The sequence below is a fragment of the Bacillus sp. AFS055030 genome, assembly GCF_002574545.1.
GTDB lineage: Bacteria > Bacillota > Bacilli > Bacillales > Bacillaceae_G > Gottfriedia.
The window spans coordinates 18,373-37,682 of sequence record NZ_NUGT01000023.1 but is presented as its reverse complement, the minus strand read 5'-3'; the positions used below and the strand labels follow the sequence as shown (position 1 = coordinate 37,682).

At 32.5% G+C, this 19,310-nt stretch carries 20 protein-coding genes, 1 pseudogene and 1 riboswitch; of the genes and pseudogenes, 7 read left to right on the top strand and 14 right to left on the bottom strand.

Annotated features, from left to right (window positions below; genetic code table 11):
• Window positions 1–162: 162 nt before the first annotated feature.
• From CN925_RS10935 to msrA, 4 genes and pseudogenes are all read right to left on the bottom strand, one after another.
• Window positions 163–1,434: an MDR family MFS transporter gene (locus CN925_RS10935; protein ID WP_098846277.1), complete on the bottom strand. Its 1,272-nt coding sequence runs from the start codon at window positions 1,432–1,434 to the stop codon at window positions 163–165.
• 168 nt (window positions 1,435–1,602) lie between these two features.
• Window positions 1,603–1,830, bottom strand: coding sequence for a hypothetical protein (locus tag CN925_RS10930; protein ID WP_098846276.1), 228 nt, complete (start codon window positions 1,828–1,830; stop codon window positions 1,603–1,605).
• Window positions 1,831–2,094: 264 nt separating this feature from the next.
• Window positions 2,095–2,541, bottom strand: coding sequence for a peptide-methionine (R)-S-oxide reductase MsrB (gene msrB / locus CN925_RS21575; RefSeq protein ID WP_483295188.1), 447 nt, complete (start codon window positions 2,539–2,541; stop codon window positions 2,095–2,097).
• Window positions 2,527–3,042 (bottom strand): annotated as a pseudogene (gene msrA, locus CN925_RS21570) (peptide-methionine (S)-S-oxide reductase MsrA); the annotation flags it as partial. The pseudogene msrA and the gene msrB, both read right to left, overlap by 15 nt.
• A 150-nt stretch (window positions 3,043–3,192) precedes the next feature.
• On the opposite strand from msrA, the gene mscL reads away from it, so the two are divergent.
• Window positions 3,193–3,594, top strand: a complete 402-nt coding sequence (mscL, locus tag CN925_RS10920; RefSeq protein WP_098846274.1) for a large conductance mechanosensitive channel protein MscL — start codon at window positions 3,193–3,195, stop codon at window positions 3,592–3,594.
• A gap of 82 nt (window positions 3,595–3,676) precedes the next feature.
• Here the strand turns inward: mscL and CN925_RS10915 are convergent, their stop codons facing one another.
• Together CN925_RS10915 and lysA are read right to left on the bottom strand one after the other, a co-directional pair.
• Window positions 3,677–4,885, bottom strand: a complete 1,209-nt coding sequence (locus CN925_RS10915; protein WP_098846273.1) for a C40 family peptidase — start codon at window positions 4,883–4,885, stop codon at window positions 3,677–3,679.
• A 207-nt stretch (window positions 4,886–5,092) separates the two neighbouring features.
• Window positions 5,093–6,412 (bottom strand): diaminopimelate decarboxylase, encoded by a 1,320-nt coding sequence (lysA, locus tag CN925_RS10910; RefSeq protein WP_098846272.1) that lies wholly within the window; start codon window positions 6,410–6,412, stop codon window positions 5,093–5,095.
• A gap of 134 nt (window positions 6,413–6,546) precedes the next feature.
• Window positions 6,547–6,720, bottom strand: a riboswitch (Lysine riboswitch).
• Window positions 6,721–7,026: 306 nt separating this feature from the next.
• Here lysA and CN925_RS10905 point away from each other — a divergent pair.
• Entirely contained in the window at window positions 7,027–7,965 is a 939-nt protein-coding gene (locus CN925_RS10905; protein ID WP_098846271.1) for a cation diffusion facilitator family transporter, read from the top strand.
• Between the two features lie 72 nt (window positions 7,966–8,037).
• On the opposite strand, the gene CN925_RS10900 is transcribed toward CN925_RS10905, so the two are convergent.
• From CN925_RS10900 to CN925_RS10890, 3 genes are all read right to left on the bottom strand, one after another.
• Window positions 8,038–8,694, bottom strand: coding sequence for a VC0807 family protein (locus tag CN925_RS10900; RefSeq protein ID WP_098846270.1), 657 nt, complete (start codon window positions 8,692–8,694; stop codon window positions 8,038–8,040).
• Window positions 8,695–8,900: 206 nt separating this feature from the next.
• Entirely contained in the window at window positions 8,901–9,368 is a 468-nt protein-coding gene (locus CN925_RS10895; RefSeq protein WP_098846269.1) for a DinB family protein, read from the bottom strand.
• A 129-nt stretch (window positions 9,369–9,497) separates the two neighbouring features.
• Window positions 9,498–9,884: a DoxX family protein gene (locus CN925_RS10890; protein WP_098846268.1), complete on the bottom strand. Its 387-nt coding sequence runs from the start codon at window positions 9,882–9,884 to the stop codon at window positions 9,498–9,500.
• Window positions 9,885–10,061: 177 nt separating this feature from the next.
• On the opposite strand from CN925_RS10890, the gene CN925_RS10885 reads away from it, so the two are divergent.
• Both CN925_RS10885 and CN925_RS10880 read left to right on the top strand, forming a co-directional pair.
• Window positions 10,062–10,706 carry a TVP38/TMEM64 family protein gene (locus tag CN925_RS10885; RefSeq protein ID WP_098846267.1) on the top strand — a complete coding sequence of 215 codons (645 nt, stop codon included), beginning with the start codon at window positions 10,062–10,064 and terminating at the stop codon, window positions 10,704–10,706.
• 110 nt (window positions 10,707–10,816) lie between these two features.
• On the top strand, window positions 10,817–11,125 hold the full coding sequence (locus CN925_RS10880) for a magnetosome magnetite crystal formation protein family (RefSeq protein ID WP_098846266.1): 309 nt from the start codon (window positions 10,817–10,819) through the stop codon (window positions 11,123–11,125).
• 112 nt (window positions 11,126–11,237) lie between these two features.
• Here CN925_RS10880 and CN925_RS10875 read toward each other — a convergent pair whose 3' ends face one another.
• The 3 genes from CN925_RS10875 to CN925_RS10865 all read right to left on the bottom strand — a co-directional run bounded on the left by CN925_RS10875 (window position 11,238) and on the right by CN925_RS10865 (window position 14,490).
• On the bottom strand, window positions 11,238–12,119 hold the full coding sequence (locus tag CN925_RS10875) for a TVP38/TMEM64 family protein (protein WP_286138325.1): 882 nt from the start codon (window positions 12,117–12,119) through the stop codon (window positions 11,238–11,240).
• Window positions 12,120–12,412: 293 nt separating this feature from the next.
• Window positions 12,413–13,243 carry an aldo/keto reductase gene (locus CN925_RS10870; protein ID WP_098846265.1) on the bottom strand — a complete coding sequence of 277 codons (831 nt, stop codon included), beginning with the start codon at window positions 13,241–13,243 and terminating at the stop codon, window positions 12,413–12,415.
• Window positions 13,244–13,287: 44 nt separating this feature from the next.
• Window positions 13,288–14,490 carry an MFS transporter gene (locus CN925_RS10865; protein WP_353616069.1) on the bottom strand — a complete coding sequence of 401 codons (1,203 nt, stop codon included), beginning with the start codon at window positions 14,488–14,490 and terminating at the stop codon, window positions 13,288–13,290.
• Between the two features lie 398 nt (window positions 14,491–14,888).
• On the opposite strand from CN925_RS10865, the gene CN925_RS10860 reads away from it, so the two are divergent.
• Entirely contained in the window at window positions 14,889–15,254 is a 366-nt protein-coding gene (locus tag CN925_RS10860) for a winged helix-turn-helix transcriptional regulator (RefSeq protein ID WP_098846263.1), read from the top strand.
• A 51-nt stretch (window positions 15,255–15,305) separates the two neighbouring features.
• Here CN925_RS10860 and CN925_RS10855 read toward each other — a convergent pair whose 3' ends face one another.
• The gene (locus CN925_RS10855; RefSeq protein ID WP_098846262.1) at window positions 15,306–15,977 is read right to left on the bottom strand and encodes a DUF4352 domain-containing protein; all 672 of its coding nucleotides are present in this window, start codon (window positions 15,975–15,977) and stop codon (window positions 15,306–15,308) included.
• 28 nt (window positions 15,978–16,005) lie between these two features.
• Window positions 16,006–17,394, bottom strand: a complete 1,389-nt coding sequence (locus CN925_RS10850) for an alkaline phosphatase (RefSeq protein ID WP_098846261.1) — start codon at window positions 17,392–17,394, stop codon at window positions 16,006–16,008.
• Between the two features lie 292 nt (window positions 17,395–17,686).
• Here CN925_RS10850 and CN925_RS10845 point away from each other — a divergent pair, with 292 nt between their 5' ends.
• Entirely contained in the window at window positions 17,687–18,229 is a 543-nt protein-coding gene (locus CN925_RS10845; RefSeq protein ID WP_098846260.1) for a copper resistance CopC family protein, read from the top strand.
• The gene (locus CN925_RS10840) at window positions 18,226–19,308 is read left to right on the top strand and encodes a copper resistance D family protein (RefSeq protein WP_098846259.1); all 1,083 of its coding nucleotides are present in this window, start codon (window positions 18,226–18,228) and stop codon (window positions 19,306–19,308) included. The genes CN925_RS10845 and CN925_RS10840 overlap by 4 nt, the downstream gene beginning before the upstream one ends.
• Window positions 19,309–19,310 lie beyond the last annotated feature (2 nt).

The following is a 19,310-nucleotide window of genomic DNA, read 5'->3' as shown; positions in this document are numbered from 1 at the left end:
ATGGGTAGAAACCTATATTTCTTTACAACATATGCAATGATATCTGTTTTGTGATTTCATTACAACTAAAAAAAAGCATAGCTCTACTTGAACTATACTTTGTCTATTAGAGTAAAAAGCACTGTTCCTTTGACTAAGCAATCAAAGTGAGTGCCTTTGGAACTATTGCGCGATACCCTGTTGATTTTCTCTGATTGCTACTTTTTCATCAAGCGAGCGATACATTATACCTGAAAGTACAACTCCTGTTCCTAGAATGATAAATAGCCATATCCCTAATTTTAAATCGAATAAAAAGCCCCCAAGTAAAGGTCCAAGAAATCCACCTATCGTCCATTTCATGCTACCAACCGCCATATAGGTCGCTCTTAAATCTTCAGGTGCAATATTTGCCACAAATGTCATTTGAACTGGCGACATGACCATTTCCCCAAATGTGTAGTATATGAAGATCATTGCTAAGAAAAAAAGAATCATCCATTTCCCTAATCCTATTGATATGAATAATGGAGGTGCAAAACCGATTGATAAAATGCCTAAGCCAAATAAGATTGTTCCATAAAACATCGTTTTTCCAATTGAACGATTCGATAAATAACTTGAAATTGGAAATTGCAAAAGAACAACTAACAATCCATTTAGCGACATTAAAAATGGATAAGGATTCCACACACCAAAATGCGATTGAAAGCTTTGTTTAAAATAAAGAGGTAGCATCCCCTCAATTTGTGAGAAACCCATTGAAATAATCACACCTGTTGCTACGTAAAAAAGTAATAATTTATCTGAACTAATGATTTTCATAACTTGTTTAAAAGGTATTTTTGTTTCTTCTTTCTTTTCTTTAACATTTTTATCTACAGGAAGTGTTTCTTTTAATAGAATTAATTGCGCAATGCTATAAAGTCCTAAAGTGATTGCTGCAATATAAAATAAACTATCCTTAGAAAAGTAAACAACCGAACTTCCTAATAACGGACCGACCACAGTACCTACATTACTTCCAACCCTTAATAATCCATACGCTTCAGTTCTTTCTTCTGGTTCAGTTACATCAGCCACCATTGCAGAAGCTGCTGGACTAAAGAATGAGTTACTAATACCTAGTAAAATCGATAAAATTAAAAATGCCATATAGCCTTCTACTAAAGCAAAGGATACTAAAATAAGCGATGTTCCAAGGGTCGAAAAAACCATCATACGTTTTCGACCATATAAATCAGCGAGTCTACCACCTACCATCGAACCAAATAACGATGCGATAGGTGAAATTGACATAATAAATCCAACCTTTAGCATTGAATCAACTTTTCCTTCTAGATAGAGAGCAAAAAATGGCATAAGCATCATCATCGCACTACTCGTAATTGTTTCTCCTATCACTCGAATCCACACATTACGATCCATACCTTTTAACTTTTTATAAAAATTCATCCTAAGCGACACCTCCTAGTGCATCAAAACTTCCTTATTTAAATCGTATCGGAAGAATTTTAAGTTACAGATTACTTTATACACAGTTCTGGTAAAATATGTTACACAAAACAAAAGGGCGTTCAAATTGACTTTTTGCCAATTGAACACCCACTCTTTTTTTAACTTTTAAACTTGTTCTTTAGTAGAGACTGAAAACATCAATCCCAAAAAAGTACCTAATAGAAATAAGGTTGAACAAGAGCCCATCAATACTATGCTCACTGTTAGGCTAACGCCAGTATGTAAGAAACCGCTTCCAGTGAAATATAGTAAAAAAAGAATAAGACCAATAAAAAAGGCAATACCAGAATATTGAGTATATGTTTCAACGATTTCATAATCAGTGCGCTTCATAATGATTAACCTCCCGTTTCGGCTTTTTTGCGAATTGCAATACCCAATTTGTGACAACTTTGTGACACTTTTATATTAACACACTTATTTCTCAATTGTAAATATTTTCAGAAAACTTTTTAGAAATATTTAGGACAATATTTTATAACTTATGTTGATGTTAGATAAATACCCCCTACTAATAAGCAAATAAAAAAACCGAGACGAATAAACATCTCGGTTTAATTTTAATTATTTCAATTAGATGAAAAATATCCTTAGAGACTATTTAAGAAAGATACTCTTATAATTACCATAACCCTCTTCATCCATTTTTTCATATGGGACAAATCTTAAAGCTGCAGAGTTTATGCAGTAGCGAAGGCCATCAGGTCCTGGTCCATCATCAAAAACATGCCCAAGATGTGAGTCAGCTTCCGCACTTCTCACTTCAATACGCAACATCCCATGGCTATAGTCCTTCTTCTCTTCAATTTCACCTTTTAAAATCGGTTTTGTAAAACTTGGCCATCCACAACCTGAATCAAACTTGTCTAATGAACTAAACAAAGGGAGTCCTGATACAATATCAACATAAATTCCTTTTTCTTTATGATTCCAGAACTCATTTCTAAATGGTGGTTCAGTTGCATCTTCCTGCGTAACAGCATACTGAATTGGTGTAAGTTTTTTCTTTAACTCCTCTTGGCCCGTTTTCCAGTGTTCCTTTATAAATTTTTGACGACCAGACCCTTTAAAGTAAAGCTGGTAACGAACTGGGTGCTTTTTATAATAATGCTGATGATATTCTTCTGCTTCATAAAATGGTTTTGCAGGTAAAATTTCAGTTACAATTGGTTTCTTGAAAACACCACTTTTCTCTAGTTTATCTTTTGAAGCTAGAGCTTGTTCTTTTTGATTTTCATTATGATAAAAAATTGCCGTTTTGTATGAACTACCTCGATCATTAAATTGCCCACCTTCATCTGTCGGGTCAATTTGTTGCCAAAATAAGTCCAATAGCTTCTCATACGGATAGACTTCTGGATCAAATGTAATTTGAACAGCTTCATAATGACCCGTTAAATGAGTGCATACTTCTTCGTATGTTGGATTTTCTTTATCCCCACCTGTATAGCCTGAAACAACTTTTATAATTCCGTCCTGTTGATCAAATGGTTTTACCATACACCAAAAACATCCACCAGCAAATGTAGCTAATTCTGTGCCCATACCTATACTCCTCCTAAAAATTGTCATTAATTATATTTACCATATCTAAAAGCCAGTATAAATATTTTTGCTTAAAAAGAGTAATTGCTAACTTGAAAGAATTAAGATTTGTATGTAAACTTATACGATAATTATACAGGAGGAAATAAAATGTTAGAAGAATTTAAAAAGTTTGCTTTAAAAGGAAATGTGCTTGATTTAGCAGTCGGGGTAATTATTGGTGGTGCTTTCGGTAAGATTGTATCTTCATTAGTGGGAGATATTATGATGCCTCTAATCGGATTGATCTCTGGTGGCGTAGATTTCAAGAATTTAATGTACACATACAATCAGACTGAAATCAAATACGGAATGTTCATCCAAACAGTAGTCGACTTCCTTATCATCTCGATCTCAGTATTTTTCTTTGTTCGTTTAATTAATAAACTTTCATTTAAAAAGAAAGAAGTAGAGGAAGCTAAACCTGTTGTTCCTACTAAAGAAGAAGCTTTACTTATTGAGATACGTGATTTACTAAAGGAACAGGTTTCAAATCAAAAAGGTATAAGCTAAAGCTTATACCTTTTTAATTTTTCCGTAAGACAATATAAAAAACCTCGTACCATACTAATTATAATACGAGGTTAATAAACTATTAGAATTTTCCATAGCCTAAGAAGTGAGAACGAACCCAGCTATTACTTAAGCTGATTACACTGATTCCTTTGCTTCCAGCATGAACCATTTTATTTCCACCAATATAGATACCCATATGTGATGGACCATTAATATAAGTATTTTGTAAGAATACTAGGTCACCAGGTTGTGGAGAGCTGATTCTTGTAGCATTGCTCCAATATGTTTTTACATTTCCACGAGAGATGCCGTATCCATTATGTGAATATACATACCAGATGAAACCACTGCAATCAAAACCGCTTGGAGACGTTCCGCCAAATACATAAGGTACACCTTGGTATTTTAAAGCGTAATCTACAATTGAGTTTCCAGTTGCTGCTGGACCATCATTATTTGAACTTGTAGTAGGTTTTGAATCTGGTTTTGTACTAGTAGATTTTGTACTTGGTTTCGAATCAGAATTTGAACTAGATTTAGTAGCTGTAGTGCTAACGCTGTCATCTTCATCATCACTAGATAAAGCAGCTAGTTCAAGAGATTGTTGCTCAATACGTTGAAGACGTTGAACTCTCTCATCTTCTTTTGCATTCTCTAGTTCTTTAACAGCCAGCTTTAAGTTAGCTTCAGCAGTATTTAATGATTTTTGTTTTTCTGCTTGTGATTTAGAAAGCTCACTTTGTTGAGCAACTAAATCTTCTTTTGCTTTTACTAAAGATTGTTTCTTTTCATCAACAAGTCTTTTTTCTTTTTCTACTTCTGCTTGTTCAGACTTTTGTTCTTTAATGATATTTTGATCAGCTTCAAAAAGTGTTGAAATTGAATTTACTCGATTAAAGAAATCTACGATTGAATCTGAATCAAATAAAACATCAGTTACTAGATTAACTTTCGGTTGCTTTTGCATAGCAACTAAACGATCCTCTAATAAATCGTTACGTTTTTGAATTCTGTCTTGTAAATATGTAATTCTTGCATTTTTATCTTTAATAACTTCTTCTGTTTCAGAAATTTCTGCTTTTTTTGCTTCTATGTTTTGCTTAGTTGTTTTAATTTGATTATCTATTTTCGCTATCTCGTTGCTTAATTCTTTAAATTGTGATTGGAACTTATCTACTTCAGCTTGCTTTTTTTCTACTTTGCTATCAGCTAAAACTGAAGCATTTGGCGCTAATGATAATACTATTGTACTTGCCATTGCCAGCACTGCTAGTTTTTTTCTTAACATTTCAGCGTTCTCCTCTCGCTAATCTACGTACATATTTATACCATAGATTCCCGAAGAGAGTCGCAATTGTTACAATATTGTAATATAAATGATAAATATGTCTTTATATGTCGATAAATTATCATCTACTATTAAAGAAAACGAAACAAAACACTTCTATCTTTATAGAAGTGTCAGTAATTGAAACAACTATTACAAAACCGTTAATTATCTACTAGAGTTTTCGATGTACACTCTATCGTTTCTAACTAAATCTTCATATGTTTCTCGACGAACTACCTCTCTTGAAACACCATCTTTAACAAATACTACAGCTGGGCGGCGGATACGGTTATAATTATTAGCCATTGAATAGCCATAAGCACCAGTGCAAGATACAGCTAATATATCATTATTTTCTACAACTGGTAAGTTACAATCCCAAATTAGCATATCGCCACTTTCACAGCATTTACCAGCAATTGATACAACTTCTTTATTCACATCATTTGCTCGATTTGCAAGCATCGCTTCGTATTTTGATCCATATAGTGCAGGACGGATGTTATCAGTCATTCCCCCATCAACAGATACATATTTACGAATTGAAGGAAGAGTTTTTGTAGAACCAATCGTATAAAGTGTTGTTCCAGCTTCACCAACAATACTACGTCCAGGTTCTAACCATAATTCTGGTAATTTGTAGTCTAGCTCTTCACATTGTTGTTTAATAATCGTTGTAATTTTTTCTATATGGTTAGAAATAGCTAAAGGCTCATCTTCTGAAGTATATCGAATACCAAAGCCTCCACCTACATTTAATATTTCAGCTGTAAAACCTAAATCATTTTTAATTCCATTTAAAAAGCTCATTAATACATTAATTGCATGAACAAAACCATCTGGTTCGAAAATTTGAGATCCAATATGTGAATGTACCCCTAATAATTTTAGGTTATTTGAATTTAATGAAACTTCCACTGCTTCATTCGCTTGACCAGACATAATATCAAATCCAAATTTAGAGTCTTCTTGGCCGGTCATTACATATTCATGTGTATGTGCTTCAACGCCTGGCGTAACACGTAATAATATCGAAACTTCTTCATTACGTTGTTCAGCTAATGCCTGTAATACTTCTAACTCAAAGAAATTATCGACTACAAAACAACCGATTTTTGCATTTAAAGCTTCTTCAATTTCTTCAATTGTTTTGTTGTTTCCGTGAAAGTGAATTTTCTCAGCTGGATAACCTGCTTGCAGAGCTGTATATAACTCTCCACCAGAAACAACGTCTAAACATAGGCCTTCTCTTTCTATTAAGCGGGCTTGTTCAACACATAGGAACGCTTTACTCGCATATGCAACTTGATATTTCATTCCAGTTTTTCTTAAAGCTTCATGGAATTCCCTACATTTTGATTCAATTAACGCTTCGTCATAAATGTATAGAGGCGTACCGTAATTTTTTACTAAATCTACAGTATCACAACCTCCAATTTCTAAATGTCCTTCATTATTAATTCGACTATTACCATGTAAATACATCCGTATTCTCCCTTCAAGTCAAATGTAAGATCATTCTAAGAAGCTTCCTTCAATGTATTAGTGTATTAAAAAAGACACATGAAGGATATGTTCATGTGCCCATCGCTTTTAAAAAAGGACTTAGCCAATCACATCTCTTCAATAGCTCTTCACAAACACATGTGACAGTACTACATTTATTAAATGTAGTCCCAGAAATAAAATGTGTGGCAATTTATTTCTTCGGCATAGGATCCTTTCTCATTTCGTCAACAAACCCACAGTTCTCTAAAATGATACTCATATACAATGCAACCTCTACGAATAGACTGTTATTTTTTATATTAGTCTATGTATAACACAGTCTAAAAATAGATGTCAAACCATTTTTAAAATACTTGTCGATTTATATTCACTTTCACACACATTTTTATCTTTCCAAAAATAGCATTTATAATATAGAATATGTTTGATGCTAGAGAAAAGGTGATTCAAAAATGAAAAATCATTTCAAAATATATAATTTAACTTTAAAAAAAACAAACCACTAACAAACTGTTAGTGGTTTTTCTTTTTTGTTGCCTTATTACAAAACTCTTAACTTAAGTAGAAAAAATTGGACAGGGGTGAATAGATTGCGTTCAAGCAAAATAGCAGTACTTTCAATCTGTAGTAACACATTCATCGTTATATTAAAATTAATAGTCGGGATTTTTACTGGTTCCGTAGCAATTATCTCTGAAGCAATTCATTCTTTATTGGATCTAGTTGCTTCAGTCATTGCATTTTTTTCAGTAAGAATTTCAAACAGACCGCCAGATAAGGAGCATCCTTATGGTCATGGTAAGTTTGAAAATATTTCAGGTACGGTTGAAACAATCTTAATATTTGTAGCTGGTATTTGGATTATCATTGAATCTGTTGAAAAGCTACTTCATCCTACCTCAATTAAAATGCCAATAATCGGTGTAGTCGTCATGTTAATTGGAGCGTTAATCAATTGGAGAGTAGGAAAAATCGTTCAAAAAGTAGGAAATGATACTCATTCTGTAGCAATGCAATCAAACGCTTTGCATTTATTAACGGATGTTTATTCATCAATCGGAGTAGCAGTCAGTTTAATTTTAGTCAGTCTTACTGGTTGGGAGTTTCTCGACGCATTGATCGGAATCGGAATCGCAATTTATATAATGAAGGAATCGATCGAACTTGGACGTAAGTCATTTACCCCACTACTTGATACAGGACTTTCCACAGATGAGTTAAAACAAATCGAAAATGTACTAAATTCTTTTAAATCCCAATTTATCGAATACCATGACTTACGTACAAGGCGTTCAGGTGCACAGGAGCATATCGATTTCCATTTAGTATTACCATCACACATGAGCATTGAAGAAGCTCATTTACTATGTGACAAAATAGAAGATGAAATAAAAAAGGTTTTAGTAGATCCTAAAATATTAATTCATGTCGAACCCGAAAATGAAAGAATACAAAAACTTGATAGTTTAAATGCAAGATTAAGAGAAGAGCAGGAATTACAAGAAGTAGGAAATTCATTAGGGGGATAATTGAACATCAGAAATAAAAAAACCACAAGGATTTTATTCCTTGTGGCATTCATTCTATTTAAAAGACTTTTACTAAATGATAATTTCATCGGAATTTTGATCTGAGTCGTCTCCTTTTAATTTTTGAGCTCTCATCGTGACCATTGCATAGCCAATTGCCATTATTATGCCAAAAACATATCCACCAATTGTAAAGATAATTGTACGAGAGTAGTATGCTTTTAATCCATACGTATCTACCATCCACCATTGCGCAACAGCAAATACTATATCTTTAATAATCCATGCGACAAACAAGTACTGAAACACTTTAAATAGTGAAGGATGTTTATATAATTTTTTACTTTCTTCACGATCTTGCCCCTGTATTGCAGCAATATCAATCATAAAATAATATGGTAATGGTTTTTTCAAAGCCAATAAAATTAAAAATACAACTACAACCCCAAAGTGATAATACACATTGTACAAAATTAAGTTTTTTGCAGAACCTAATGCCATTAAATCAACGGCAGTACTAACAGTTAATGTTGAAATAATAAAAAGACCAGTAACATTAAACTGTTTAGTATACCAAAAACGAAATAAAGTATATAAAATTCCTGGAATCGTCGGTAGTAGCATCGCCCAATAGTCACTAAAATAGTTCTGTAAAACTTTATATAAAACAAGCGGAAATACTAAATACAAAATTAGATCGTAAATAATTAAATTACTTTCTTTCTTCATTATATATAACCTCGTTTTTTGGGCCGTTTTCGTCATAATTGCTGCTAACTAAAAAACAAAAATCAATTGGAAAGAGCCATATTTTATTTTGAATTAACACAATTTTCAAACTATCAAATTAACAAATTGTTAAACATGATTATAACAAAAAAATCTAAGAGCATAAACTCCTAGATTTAGTGCGTGGACAAAAGGTAAAAATAACTCTATTGGCCAAGAGATCTTTTTAAACCGTTTATTAATCCCGCATGTAGCCCTTCGTGGAAAATGTTAAAGCTAATCATGTCTCGAACAGTCTTTATTTCAAAACTACCTAATTTCATCTCTTTTGGAATGATTTCATCTAAGCGTCCTTCATATGTAGAAATAATTTGTTCAACTTGCTGTTCTAATAATGTAATAATTTCCTTAAATGATGGCGGCTCCTCTTGCCAGTCACTTGGTTTAGTTCCACCCTTAAAAAAATCAATGAATTCCGTTGAAAGTTGACCAGTATCACCAGTGTTTGCATAAAGTAATTGCTCATATGCCCCTAATACGTGACCTGCATTCCAAAGAATATTATTATTGAATCCTCCTGGAATTACATCTACTACTTCTGTTGAAACAGTACTAAGAACTTTCAAAGTATAAACTCTTGTAAACCTAAGTTGTTCAAAAATAGCATCTGCCATCTTGATCCCTCCATCTTATCATTACTGACCTTATCGTATCACGAATGAGGAATATTTTTCATAAAAAAGATGAACAAAAAAGAAGCCTCAAAACATGAGACTCCCTCCAGACTTAAACCTATCAATCCCTTAAAATAAAACCATTGATCCTGGACCAGTGAGTAATAACCCAACTGCAGCTGCAATAATTAATAGATTAAACTCAAATCCATTTGAACTATTCCAGAATCCGTTCTTTATATGAACCTTTATTACCGCTACTGCCATCACTACTATAATCAACCATGCACCTATTTCAGTATATACACCAGCCGCTACGAAGAATCCACCTACGATTTCTGCCACTCCTGTTATAAAAGCAAAAAATGCACCAGGTTTGATTCCAATCGACTCTAACCATTGTCCAGTTCCTTTAATACCATAACCACCAAACCAACCAAATACTTTCTGCACCCCATGACCTAATAAAATAATACCTAAAACAAGTCGAATAACTAATAGGCCTTCATCAAGCATATCTCCACCTCAATTCTCTTTGATTTGAGATATTTAGTGCTTAATTATTTTTATTCATTTTTTGACATGTTTATGACCTTTATTATTAATTTTTAAAAATGAATCAGTTTTCTTGTACTTGAGGAATAGAATACTATAACTGAAGATTTTCTAACTTAAAAGGAGAGAGCATACATCATGAAAAAAGTCGTTCCACTAACTGTAATCGGCTTTTGGATTTTAATGCTACTACTCGCTATTCGATATCATTTATTTCATTTGTCATTGCAAGATATAAAACACTATATTGCCAACTCTTCCATCAATCCTATGTTATTATTTGTCGCTATTTTTTGTGCCAGAATCTTTCTTTTCATTCCTAGCTCTTTATTAATTGTAGTAGGTAGCTTGTTTTTTCACCCGTTTGAAACCATTTTCTTATCATTAATCGGAATGGCCATCACAGAAACAATTATTTACTTATTAAGTAGAAGTATTTTAAGTGATTCAATTCAACAATTCATGGAAAATAAATATCCCTCTCTATTTGAAGAGATTATTTTGAACCGAAGGAAATACTTATTCCTAACAGTCGCAACTCCTCTAGCTCCAACAGATGGTGCTTGCTTTATCGCCGCCTCCACTAATATGAAATACTTGTCCTATATTGCAATTGTTTTTGCTGGTAATATTCCAATCGCAGTTCTTTATACCTTATACGGAAATTTCTTGCTTGGCTCTCCATGGATTACAATCTGTATTACCGCAACTATCATAGTCGGTTTTTTCATTTACATTTCTTTAAAAAAGAAACAAAAAAAGGATACACATTTCTCAGCCTAAACTTTTTTAATTAAGTATCAAAAAAATTGTTAATAAAAGAATCGATTTTTATATATAAATTAAACTATACTAAGATTAATTAAAATTTATTAAGAAATCGAGGTAAAAAGATGGAAACAAATAAGATTTTGTCCTCATTATGTTATTTTAGTGTATTCTTTGCGCCTTTCTTATTCCCAATAATTGTTTATTTCGTCGCAAAGGATCAACAACTAAAATCGCATTCTAAACGAGCCTTTTTTTCACATATTCTACCATTTCTAACGATTATTATTTTAGCGCTTATTTCCTTTTTCACATTTATGTCTTTGGGTGACGGAGCAGGTTTTGCTTTAGTTGGTGGATTTGTATTAGTACTAATCGTTAATTTAATTGTCTTTATATGGAATATCGTTCAAGGTATTAAAGTATTGATGTAAATTCGTCATGTTTTCTACATTATTTCTCAGGAAATTTTCAAATTCGACAAATGCAGTTTTTGAACTAAGTAAAAAGGCAATGTAATGGTTTAACCTTACATTGCCTTTTTTATTATTCACTTTCTGTTACGTAAGCTTCTTTTGAATTGGTTCGTTTAATTGTTTTCTTAATCATTAATGATAAAGAGAAGATGCAGGCAATTAAAATGGAACTAGTTAATACTATTTGTGATGTTGTTAAAGAGAAAATTTTAGCCAAATACACAGAGTATGATAATAGAGATGATGTAATTAATTTTGAAATCGAAGCAATTATAAGGAATTTTTTAAAAGAGACTTTGCTAATCCCTGCCCCGACACAAATAATTTCATCCGGTAAAATTGGAATAATAAACATTAATGTCAAAATAATTGTTTCATTTTTTTTGACATATTCCTGATATTTCTTTATCTGACTTTCTTTAACAAACTTCGAAACTAATTTAAGTCCACCTATTCTTGCTATGAAATACATAATGACAATACCTAAAGTTGAACCTAAAAATCCTAATAACGCTCCCGAAAACGATCCGATTACAGCACTACCTGCAGGAATAGTAAGGGCTTCTGGTAAAGGTAAAAAAATCGGTTGAGATAAACAGATTAAGAAAAATAATAATTTTGCCGTTGCTATATGATTGGTTAATATTCGCTCAATTCCGTACGCATCTACGAATACTAGAAATTGACTAGCATAAAATAAAATGCCAACTACCGTTATACAAAGTAGTAAACAAATTAGCGCTATTTTTGTAACCTTTAAAAATCTTTTATGATTCGATACTACCAGATAAAAATCTAAAAGCAGAATTACCATGATTGCTAAAATAATCGATATTTTATAGATCGTTATGACAGTAGGTAAACTAGTGACTAATATTACGATCGATATCGTAGCTAATACTATGTGTAACGTCAGTTCTTTCATTGTATTGAACTTAGTTTCTTTCTTCAAAGTAATCAACTCCTATACTACAACTTGACCGTTCTCCAATATTTTTCACTACTTATTTATCGTAACGAAACAATATATACTTTGAAACGAACTTAAGTATTAAACTTAGTAAGTCTTAAGTCTTATGGTGCGGAAGTTTTTGTAAATGAAATTGTTATATTCGAATATTCGACTCTTAATAAAAAATGCCTCTATGATTTAATTAATTTTTTGAGAATGTGCAAACACTTCACTTTATAAGAAATAAAAACGACTGCCAAAGAATTTAGCAGTCGTTTACGTTTATATTTTATTTAAAAATCAAAATTGTCAGGGTCTGGACCAACACGGTGATTTTGGTTCAGTGAGTTGATTTGGTTCATATCTTCTTCTGTTAGTTCAAAATCGAAAATATTTGCGTTTTCTTGAATACGATGTTCTTTGATTGATTTTGGTATGATGACAACACCATTTTGTAAATGCCAACGTAATACAACTTGAGCAATTGATTTATTATGTTTGTTTGCTATTTGTAATAAAGTTTCATTGTCAAATAATTGCCCTTGCATTAATGGCGCCCATGCTTCTACTTGAATTGAATTTTCTTTTAAAAATTCTCTTAGTTCAACTTGACTTAGCATTGGATGTAATTCAACTTGGTTGATCATAGGCATTATTTCAGCATTTGCCATTACTTCTTTCAAGTGGTGAATTTGGAAGTTACTCATTCCAATTGCTTTTACTTTCCCGTTTTTGTAAAGTGTTTCAAGTGCTTTCCATGATTCAACATATTTACCTTCAACTGGCCAGTGAATTAAATATAGATCTAAATAATCAAGACCTAGTTTTTTCAAACTTAATTCAAAAGCATCTAAAGTTGATTGGTAGCCTAGATCAGCATTCCATACCTTTGATGTAATAAATAAGTCTTCACGTTTTAGACCATTTTCTTCAAGAGCTTCTCTAATACCTTGCCCTACACCTTCTTCGTTTTGATAAATCGCTGCAGTATCGATACTACGGTAGCCATTTCTTATTGCAGCTTTTACAGAATCAATTACCACTTGTCCGTCTTCTACTTGGAAAACTCCTAACCCAATTACTGGCATTTCTAAACCATTATTTAATTTAACTAAATTATTCATTTTTTATTTCTCCCTTTAAATTATTTATTTATTATTTTAAAAATTTACTTATTCTTTTCTAAAGAAGCGCTCCAGATGCTTAACCCAACAGCTCCTAATACCATGATCCCACCAATCCATGGTGTATGAATCAGGCCGATAGTATCTACAACTAAACCACCAATAAATGCTCCAATTGCAATACCTACGTTGAACGCTGCTATATTTAGCGCTGATGCAATATCTACAGCAGATGGGACATACTTCTCAGCTAATTTCACAACATAAATTTGTAGACCAGGTACATTCATAAAAGCAAGCAAGCCTAAGAAGAAAATCGTTACAATTCCTACTAGTTTAAATGGAGCTGTAAACGAAAGAATAATAAGAACAATAGCTTGAACAGCAAACATCCATGTTAGTGCTTTTAAAGGATTTTTATTAGCCGCTTTTCCACCGATCGTGTTACCAAGTGCTACTGCAATACCATAAACAAGTAAGATAATACTTACAGAGTTTGGAGCAAAGCCGGTAATTTTTTCAAGAATTGGTGACAAGTATGTGAAAGCTACAAACGTACCTCCATACCCTAAAGCTGTAATAGCAAAGGCTAAAAGTAATGGTCCATTTTTTAAAACTTTCAGGTTATCACTAAACTTTGATGCTGGTGGCTGTTTAATTGTTTTTGGAACTAATAACGCAATTGCAATGATTGCAATAACACCTAATATTGCTACGGCTCCAAAAGTTGATCTCCATCCGAAATGTTGACCAATAAATGTACCTAATGGAACACCCGTTACAGTCGCAACAGTCAAGCCTGTGAACATAAAGGCAATCGCACTTGCACGTTTATTTTCAGGTACTACATCGGCTGCAATTGTTGAACCGATTGAAAAGAACACACCATGCGAAAATGATGTAATGATTCGCGCAACTAACAATAGACCAAAACTACTTGAAAAGGCTGCAACACTATTCCCAATGATGAAAATAATCATTAATAGCATTAGTAATGATTTTCGACCAATTTTGTTTGTTAATGCAGTTAAAATTGGTGCTCCAAATGCAACACCCATCGCATATCCAGAAATTAATAATCCCGCTAATGTGATTGAAATGTTCAAATCACCAGCAAGAGTTGATAATAAACCTACAGGAACAAATTCCGTTGTCCCAATCCCAAATGCACTAATAGCAAGAGCCATTAACGCAGGAGTGCCACTTTTTTTCTCTTGTATCTTAATCGAAGCAGCAGTTGAACTCATATATAAATCCTCCTTGTTATTTTTATTGTGCGTTTTATTTTTAGTTTGAATACAAAGAGACATGGCGCCTGAATAAAGTCTCATTATCATTCAAAACATAAATGAAAAGAAATAGTAAAAGATTAACGTATTCCTCTATACATTTAAGGAACAATGGAAAAATACTTTTCGTAAATGTGTGTGTTAATCAATTAACTATTGTCATTATGACCGATAGGATTAAGTAAAAGAAGTATGTACTTTGAAGTGATATAGTTACTTTTTAGTAACATTTAAGAGAATAAAGGTTTAAAACAGTGAAAAATTCTCAAAAAAGTTTTTTATCGAACTAGAAACTACACAGTTTGCGAAGAGAATGTTATGATATTTGAATCATTAATAATGAAGGAGAGGAGAAAATGAAAAAATACAATATTCCGGTTGAAGCTTCGTTAGATGTAATCGGTGGTAAGTGGAAAGTTGTCATTCTATGTCATTTGACAAAAGGTACAAAAAGAACTTCTCAGTTGAAAAAATTGATGCCGAACATTACCCAAAAAATGTTAACTCAGCAGCTTAAAGAATTGCAGGAAGACAATATCGTTCACCGAAAAGTATTTAATCAAGTTCCGCCAAAAGTGGAATATTCCTTAACGGATTACGGATGGTCATTAAAAGAAGTATTAGACCTACTGTGCTCTTGGGGAGAAAATCATATTGAAACAATGTATCCTGATAAAAATGACGTACTCCTTCCACCAGTTGAGGATGAAATCACCTTATAAAATAAAAAACTCCTTTTTCTATTTTTTAGAAAGGAGTTTTTTTTGTGTAATCTAATGAAAATCCACTTTTATTTTTTGTGCTTTAGCAATCACTTTATGTTGATCATCTAATACATCACTAGTTGTTAACTCAATCCATTTCAAGCTAGGATCAGTATGATCAACAATAAATCCCATTGCGCCTTGTTTTGAACTATTTGGATTGATTTCTCCACCTAAATATTCAATATAGAAGTCATCTTTAAATTCCTTTACTTCATGATTACTTGTCATCAAATGGGCAACTGGACCAAAGTGTAATTGTTTATTCGAGTGATTTATGATTTCTACCTCAACCTTAATGAATCGAAAACTTTCATAGCTTTCTGTATAATAATGAAAATAATCCATAAGAGAATACGTTGGTAAGTTTTTAATCAGCTTAACCTGTTTAATTTTCATAACGATTGGTCCAATTGTGTAAGACTGATTTAATGAAGCAATGTCTTCTAAAGTAACTTCACCTTTCTCATCTTTTTGCGTTTGACCTTTAAGAATTAACCTCGTATCATCTGAAACCTGTGGATTTGTTACATATACATCGTCTAAAGTCTTTGCCCGGCTTTTGGAGATCGTTGAGACGTTTTTTATATTCTCTGCTGAAGCAGTTGTTTTCTCCTTCTCAACTAAACTACATCCTGTAAGCATGAATGAAAGTAAAATAAATGGAATCAATTTTTTCATCTAAATCACCTTTCATCACTAAATCCCGTCATTTAACTGGATCTGTTTTTACTTCTTTACCATTCTTTAAAATTCTAAAGATATTTTTTGCTTGATCAGTATTATCAATTTTCCCTGCAAATAATTGGCTACCAGGTCCATACGCATAAACATTTACGTCTTCACCTGTGTGACCACTAGTAGTCCATCCAGTTACTGAACGGTTATCAATAATTGCTTCGATTGCATTATCAATCTCTACCATATTTTTTGATTCTGCTGCTTTTTTTACAGATTGAATTTCTTCGGGCTTTAATTCTAAGTTAATATTCGATTTCAATGTTTTTTCTACATCTGCGCCTTTACTAATTTGTTCAGCCATGAAATCTGGCGTACGTTTTGCTGCAGCAACCGGTTCCCCGTGCCAATTGTAATCACCTTTTGCACCAATAGAATAGCCCCCAGTTGAGTGATCTGCAGTTGCAACGACTAATGTATGCTTGTCCTTTTTAGCATAAGCAATAGCAGCTTTAAATGCTTTTTCAAAGTCTTCCATTTCACTCATTGCCGCAACGATATCGTTATCATGTCCAGCCCAATCAATTTGACTACCTTCTACCATTAAGAAGAAACCGTCTTTATCTCTACTTAATTTATTAATCGCTGTATTTGTCATTTCACTTAATGACGGAGTAGATGCCTCACGGTCGATCATCTTTGGCATTCCACCAGGAGCAAATAAACCTAATATTTTATTGTTTTTATCCTTTAACAGTTGATTTTTATTCGTTACGTAAGAGTAGCCATCTTTTTTAAACTGCTTTGTTAAATCACGATCTTCTCGTACAAAGTTATTTAATCCGCCACCAAGCATGACATCTATTTTATGTCCACCTTTAATTAGTTCATCATAATAATCATCAGCAATTGCATTCATATTTTTACGACTTACATCATGCGCCCCATATGACGCTGGTGTAGCATGTGTAATTTCTGAAGTAGCTACAAGCCCTGTTGCTTTTCCTTTTTCCTTTGCAGCTTCTAGTACTGTTTTTACTCTTGCTCCATCATTATCTACGCCAATTGCAGCATTATATGTTTTAACTCCCGCTGACATTGCAGTTGCAGCTGCTGCCGAGTCAGTAATATTTTGTTTTGGGTCCTCAGGATATGTCATTTGTTGCCCTACTAAGTAATGATCGAATTCTGTTTGTTCAACTTCTTTTGTTTTTGGATTATCTTTTAAATAACGATAAGCAGTAGTATATGATACACCCATTCCGTCACCAATTAAAAAAATTACATTCCTAATTTCGTTCTTGTTTGCTTCCTTAGCTTGTACTGTATGGTTAGCAAATGAGCCAATAATTGAACCAAATGCCATAGTTGAAAGCACTGCCACTGGAATTAACTTTTTCTTAAGTTTGTTTTTAAACATAAAATAACCTCCTAAAAAATTAAATTTTCATTATTTTCCACTTCTTAATTTTAATGAAATTTTATTAATTTACTTTGGAGGTTCTGTAAATAATAAATTAATTTTCTTTATTAAAACTAACAATACTATTCTTTAATTAGTTACATCTACTTCACAAATACATCACATTTTTGAGCTAAAATGTGTAATTGAGAAGAGTGGTTAATTTAACTAAAATAATATAATTTCATAATTTCAAGTTTTTACATTATATTAAATTAAGCACAAATTTTTACATAAGAAGGAGATTTATATGAAAAAAGGTTTATCAATCATTATTTTAATGCTATTTTTATTCCCTACTTTGGCGAGTGCGCATACTAAGCTTGTTTCTTCTAATCCATCAAATGGGCAAATTATCACCGAACCAATTAAACAAATCACACTTGAATTTGAAGAAGCTCTTGAGCAATTAGGTACAATCAAATTATATAAAGCTGGAAAAGCTACGACAGTCACAAATGTTTCTATTAAAGGTAATAAATTAATTGCTGATCTACCAAATGGGTTAGAAAATGGCGACTATAAGATTGAGTGGAAAGTATTAAGTGAAGATGGCCATCCAATAACAGGTCAGATTCCTTTCAAAGTAGAATTAAAGCAGGCTGAAACTAAAACGACAGCAGATACTAAAACAACTGACAAAGCAGTGAAGGATCAAACCCCAACTAAACAAAAACAAAAAGAAGCTACTCCTAAAAAAGAAAGATCTAAATATTTTATTCCACTAATTGCAATCGGTCTTTTTGGAATCGCATTAATGGTTGGTGGAGTTGTTCTTTGGAATAGAAAATGAGTTATACCATTCCAATCACTGAGTTCATAACATATATTCTTTATTCAATATTAGCAGGAAAGTTTGTATTAGATTTTGTTCCGTCAGACAAAAAACCAACAATCAACATTACAAAAGGTACAGTTTATTTAGTTATTGTCGGCATACTTTTCTTTTCACTATTTCCTGCTCTACAAATTATTACTTTTTTCCTAGATGATGTTCATCTTAAAACAGCCATTTATTCTGTATTCATAAAAACAGCTGTAGGTAATGCATGGATTTACTTGAGTATGTTTGCCATTATGCTTGTCATTAATATTTATAGCGATGGTAAAACGTTTTTTAATTTCTTTTGGTTATTCATGATGATCTTAAGTATCGGTTATGCAGGTCATATTACCTCTATGAACTTTTGGACGGGTTTTATCTTTCAAAGTAGTCATTTTCTAATGGTTTCTATCTGGAGTGGAATTCTATTTAATGTTACATGGCTAGCTAAGGATTATAAAAACTATGGTAGATTCTTAAAATGGTTTACACCTTTAGCCATCATATGTGTCGTTATTATTTTCATAAGTGGTTTAGTGTTAATGCTAGAAGTCGTTAAATTAGAAGACTATTCGAATGCTTGGTTACTTCCTTATGGACAAATGTTACTTTTAAAGCACATTAGTATCATACCAGTATTGTTTTTTGCTTTTTTCAATGGTGTACTAATGCGAAAGTCCACTGAAGGTCCTTCAAGTACTATTCGTAGTTGGTTAAAGGCAGAGTATATTACAATTACGCTAGTATTCTGTTTTACGGCTATAATGGGCACTAAATCTCCACCGCATAATATTAACTTAACTTTGCAAAACGAGGGTCCGTCTAAATGGATTGAATGGATTATGGGGATTGACCTTACCTTACCTATTAGAATAGCTGTTACTTTTACGGTAGAAGGTACAATGTTAATAAGCATGGCAATCATCTTCTTAGGGTTATTAGTCATCAGTTTTATTAAAAAGACAAAAATCATGCTATCAATTGCATTTAGTCTATGCTTTGTGATTACAATGTATCTTGGAGTAATGTATAGCGTATCTATTCAGTAAAA